The sequence below is a fragment of the Varibaculum sp. genome, from assembly GCF_008661855.1.
In the GTDB taxonomy this organism is placed as follows: domain Bacteria; phylum Actinomycetota; class Actinomycetes; order Actinomycetales; family Actinomycetaceae; genus Varibaculum; species Varibaculum timonense_A.
In genome coordinates, this window is the sequence record NZ_RPZY01000007.1 from 1 (window position 1) to 5,604 (window position 5,604).

General features: G+C 48.8%; 1 protein-coding gene. It reads left to right on the plus strand.

Annotation, left to right across the window (positions count from 1 at the left end; all coding sequences use genetic code 11):
- Positions 1-102: 102 nt before the first annotated feature.
- Positions 103-5,604, plus strand: a 5,502-nt coding sequence (locus tag QZT94_RS00490; protein WP_296773082.1) for a leucine-rich repeat protein, incomplete at its 3' end; no start/stop codon positions are given.

A 5,604-nucleotide genomic window follows, 5' to 3' on the forward strand; every position in this document is an offset into this window, starting at 1 on the left:
CCGCCCGCGGCCGAGCCGAGTCCCGGCACCCGCGCGGGCGGCAGCGCCAAGACAGGTGACAGTCAGACTTATGGCGGGCTGGATGTGCGGGAGGAGGGTGCTGTGGCTGGTGCTGGGCGGGCTAATGGGTCGTTGCGTGCGGGTGCTAGTCCTAGTGATGATCGTTTTGTTTTTGAAGATAGCGTTTTAGTAGGGCTTACTGATAAAGGTAAGGCCGCGCTGGAGGCTAATAAAGAACTGACCATCCCGGCGGGTACTACTAAGATTGCGGAGGGCGTGTTTTCGGGGCTGAAGCTGACGAAGGTTACGCTTCCGGATACTGTTACCGAGGTCGCCGATCGCGCGTTTTACGATAACGAGATTACGGAGTTTGCGGCGCCGGGTTTGAAGATTATTGGCGAGGGCGCATTCCAGAAGAATAAGCTCACCGCGTTTGAGTCTTCCACGGTGGAAACTATGGGCGAGGGCGCGTTCAGCGATAACGCCCTAAAAACGGTAAAGATTAAAGATGCCCCGGTGACCGCTATTCCGGCGAATGCTTTCCGTGATAATCAGTTGGATACGGTGGAGCTGCCAGATACGGTAACCGAGATTGGGGCTAGTGCGTTTGCTAATAACCAGCTCAAGGGGGTCACGCTTCCGTCTAAGCTCACAAAAGTAGGCCAGGAGGCTTTTAGTGGCAACCAGATTGAAAAGGTCAAGATTCCCGCTACTATCACTGAGTTTGGTCCGGAAGTGTTTGCGAATAATAAGCGTTGGGTGGTGTTGGAAAAGGCCGATGGGCAGCAAGCGCTGCCGTCCGCAGTAACTTCCCAAAAGTATGCTTCGGGGTTTGGTCAGGTGGCTGCGGGGGACGCGGTTTCGATAACGGTTAAGTTCATGGAGCAAAAACCGAATGGTTCCCAGGTGGAGCTACGCAGCCCCCAGGTTTTGCAAAGTGAGTTTACGGAGCCGGATGGGGTTTATTTTGCGGCTCAGAAGAATACGGTTCAGGCTCCAGCTCTTGCGGGTTTTGCGGCTGTTAAGGAGGCTCAGGAGATTACTCCAACGGTGGGTGGGGATAATACGGTTACGTTTGTTTATAAGCGTACTGATTTTTCGCCGACTATTACTGGTGAAGTTAATAAGCATTTAGCTAATGGGGCTGATGGCACTACTGCGGCTTTACTTAAGGGCGTAACTGCTAAGGACGTTGAGGGACACATTATAACTAACCTGTTGAAGGTGTCGCCGGAGTCGGTGAATACTTCGGTGGAGGGTACGACTGAGGTTTTCTATACGGTTACTGATGCTAAGGGGCGTTCTAAGACTGTTAAGGGTAATATCGCGGTTGGTCCGGACTGGCCAGAACAAATCATCTGCCCCGGCTGGCAAGTAAAAGACTTCAAATATTCTACGGATACAGTCTATGGGAAAGTGCGTAACTCTATAAGAGGTTTTAGTGCTACCGGACTGGAAAAACACCGAGCGGGTAAAACTAAAGATGCCTGGTGTTGGCCCAAATTTGGTGACAAAGGGCAGCCAATAAACACCATTGGTGGTCAGGCGTTTAGAGGTGCAGGTTTAACTAGGCTTCCGGATTCCTGGGAACAGATTGAAACTCTTGAGGGCGAGGCATTTTACAATAATCAGATAACTTCGTTACCAGCTTCCTGGGGAAAAGTTGCAGTTTTAAGTGGCGAATCAACCTTTGAGAGAAATAAGATCACGTCTTTGCCTGATTCCTGGGGAAACATTACAGAAATTCCGGGTAATACCTTTACGGTTAACCAGATAACTTCTTTGCCTGATTCCTGGGGAAATATAAACAGAATCGGTAGATGGGCTTTCTCTAACAATCGTGTACTAACGAAAATACCTCTATCCTGGGATAAGGTCACTTATATTCATGAGTATGCGTTTTGCAATAACAGCATTGCAAAACTGCCAGATTCGTGGGGCAAAATATCGTCATTGGCTGATAGCGTCTTTAGCAGTAATAAAATCGCATCTCTACCAGCTTCTTGGGAGAATATAACTGCGATTGGAAAAGACTCGTTTAGTGGTAATGATATTACCGCACTACCGGACTCTTGGGGTGAGGTATCTAGTCTGGGTGAGACAGCTTTTGCCAGTAATAAAATTACGGCTTTGACTGCTCCGTGGGGAAAAATAACCTCGATTTCAGATAGAGTTTTTTTAAAAAATCAGATAGCTTCTATTCCCGATAGTTGGGGAGACATCACTACTATTGGTCAAAGTGCATTTGAAAGTAATAAGTTAACTGATGTTCCGCAATCTTGGGGTAAAATAACATTAATTCGCAACCATGCATTCAATGAGAATCAGCTCACCAATTTGCCTGATTCTTGGGGGGAAGTAGCTACACTGGGCGGCTCCGCTTTCGCGTATAATAGAATTACGGCTTTGACTGCGCCCTGGGGAAAAATAACCTCGTTACCTGATAGTGTTTTTTCCAATAATCAGATAGCTTCTCTTCCTGATTCTTGGGGGAACGTCACCCAAATTGGTACATACGCTTTCGGATTAAATCAGCTGGAGGCCTTGCCGGCATGGGGCTCGGTGACCACTATCAAGTATGGTGCTTTCACGGTAAATAAACTTAAAGTGTTGCCTCCCTCCTGGGATAATGTTACCTCTATCGGTAAGTGTGCTTTCGCCGGTAAGAAAGTTTATGACTATTATTTCGACGAAAAGAATGACTCGCGTTGTGGTGCATCCCATGAAGGTAACGAAAATCAGATTCAGTCCTTACCTGCTTCTTGGGGCAAGGTTAAAACTATTGGTGTAGAGGCGTTTATGGGCAACGCGATTACGGGTTTGCCTGATTCTTGGGGGCAGTTGGAATCTGTCGGTGCGGAGAGCTTTAAAGATAACAAGATTACCCAATTGACCGCGCCCTGGACTAATTTCTCTAGTATTCCTACTGGTTTATTTGCCAATAACGAGATAGTCACCCTGCCAGCGGATTGGGGAAATATCACCGAGATAGGCAGGAACTCTTTCCAAGCTAACCGGATAGCAACGCTCCCGTCCTCTTGGGGCAATGTGAAAGATATACGGGCTGCTGCCTTTGCTAATAACGCCCTAACTGCCCTACCCGCGGATTGGGGAAATGTAGATGCAATCGGATTTTACTATCGTGATCGCGACCAACCTTATCCAGTCTTTGGCAATTTCGTGAATCGGAACATCACTACAAGTAATGAAATCGATACCGATAAAGCTAAGAATAAGATAACTTCCCTGCCTGAATCTATTGGTAAACTCACGTATCTCAGTGAATACGTGTTTCCGTTTGATATGCCGTCTGGGCAGGTGATTACGGTTCCGGATGCTCCGTTAGACAAGCCTATTTCGGATTTGGAGCACCCCACTAACCGTTTAGAGCTGGCGGTAACGATGCTGAGCGATATTTCGTTTGGTCGGCAGGGCGTACCCCCGAACGCTACTTATGCGGGTTTGCACGGACCTATCTATTTGCGGCCAGAGTCGGGGAAGAATCCGGACAATATTAAAGGTTACGCTAATGATGTGATTATCTTGGTGGATACCAAGGTACATGCTGAATATATCGGTCCGGATGGGCAAAAACTACATGCCGATTTTGACAAAGTAGTCAGCAGTAAAGATGGTGACTCCAACAATAACTATACGCTGACCCCTCCGGTTATTCCGGGCTATAGTATTCCGGACAGTCAAAGTGTTCCCCTGACCGGTGAGGATCAAAACCTGACTTTCAAGTATGAAAAACTTCCCGCCGAATACAGTGGAACTTATGCTCGCCTGGATTTGGTTGGTCGTTTAACTAACCAGGCGCAAGACTCAGAAGGTAACTATCCGGAATCTAATGTTTTAGAGGACGAGATAGGGCAAAAGCTGCGTACCGACCTTACCTATGGTGGAGACGCGGGAGCTTCCGTGTTAAAGAACGGGACAATCCGTCTAACCTATGATCCGACCAAGGTAGAGTTCGTGGAGGCTGGTTTATCTTCTAGTTCGGCATTCAAATCAGCAAAAGTGGTTGCACCCGGAGTTCTAGAAGTAACCCTAGAGAAGAACTTTGATTCCAAACGGCGGGTTAGTATCCCGATTCACTGGCGGTTAAAAGAGCGGATTACGCCCTCGGATGGTAGCTACCCGGTGAACGCAATCCTGATAGATAAAGACGCAAACGGTAAACGATACGTAGTTAAACCCAACCCGGCATCGAAGCCGGGGCCGGTGAACTTGCAAGGTCACTATTTGATGCCCACCTTTATAAAAGATGCTGCCGGGTGCAGCCTGGGGGTATGCCGTGACTATGATGATGACGAAAACGGGGACGTTAAAACTAGCGGTAAAAACGCGGTAACCTTTACGTTCGGGGTTAAAAAAGACCTGTTCCGCAACGTGAAAGGTTACACCATCACCGATCGTTTGCCTCAATACGAGAAAATCGATGGCTCCACTGCTCGTGCCCAGTTCGTGGCGGAAGAAAACCCTGGCTGGACGCTTGGGGAGGACGGGGTGACCCTGACCTATACGGACAAGAGCAAGACTATTCACAGTGAATATGCTGGTCTGGGTAATCTAAAACTTCATTTCCCGGGGGCGAAGAAGCAGAAACTCATTAATAACACTGCCAGTTTCGTCCTCACCCCCGAGCAGCAAGGTCCGAATGAACCCGTGATAACGGGGGCGGCAGATACTCGTTTCAGTTTCTATAAGCCTATGGAGACCACGCCGCCGGGAACCCCGCTTACTAAAGTGGCGGACGGTCCGCATTACCGAAACGGCTATCCGGTTATCTATGACACGACGCAAGATCGTTCCCAGGAAATCAATTGGAGTGTGCTCACCGAAAACACCTCCACTATTGCTAGCACCCTAAACCTTAGGGACTATGACCTGGATACTCGGTTGCAATACACTGGGATAACCCCCGACCCGGTATTTGTGGGCGGCAAGTTAGAGATACTTACCTCTACCGGGGCAGTCGATAAAGTTATATATTCGCAGAAGATCACCAGTACCGCTCGGATTGAACTGCCGGCAGAACTCACCAAATATGAAGGGGTGTGGTTGCGGTGGATTAGCACCCAAAAGGTGCAACCCACGCAAAGAACCACTACCAAGATTCACACCAAGTTCCGCAACCCCGGCTCGGCGCTATGTCAAGAGCTTAAATGTGAATCCGACCTGCGTAATAAAGTGCAGGGCGGTGAGCGTATCAAAGAAGCTAATATCGAGGTGCTGCCCGAGGGTAAAATCTTAAAAGCCCGTAAAGAAAACACTTTCGATAAGCTCACCCTGGTTGGTAAAACCGGTGTTTACACGGTGGGTGCCGAGATTGAAACCGATTATGGTGATCCCTTGACCGCGTTCGAGCTGTTAGATGTGCTACCTAAAGGGTTAGATGTGCAGCGGGTTGTTCTCACTAAACAATTCGCGCAACTGCCAGGGGCGCGTTACGAGATTGTCTCCAACTGGAATAATACGGGGCGGCAAGCGGTTCGTTTCCTGGCCGACCAGGTAGCCACTCCAGGGGATGTTTACAGTGTCGGGCAGCTAGAGACCACGATTTCGCCGCGAGTACCCGACGGGGACATGGTTAATGAAGCG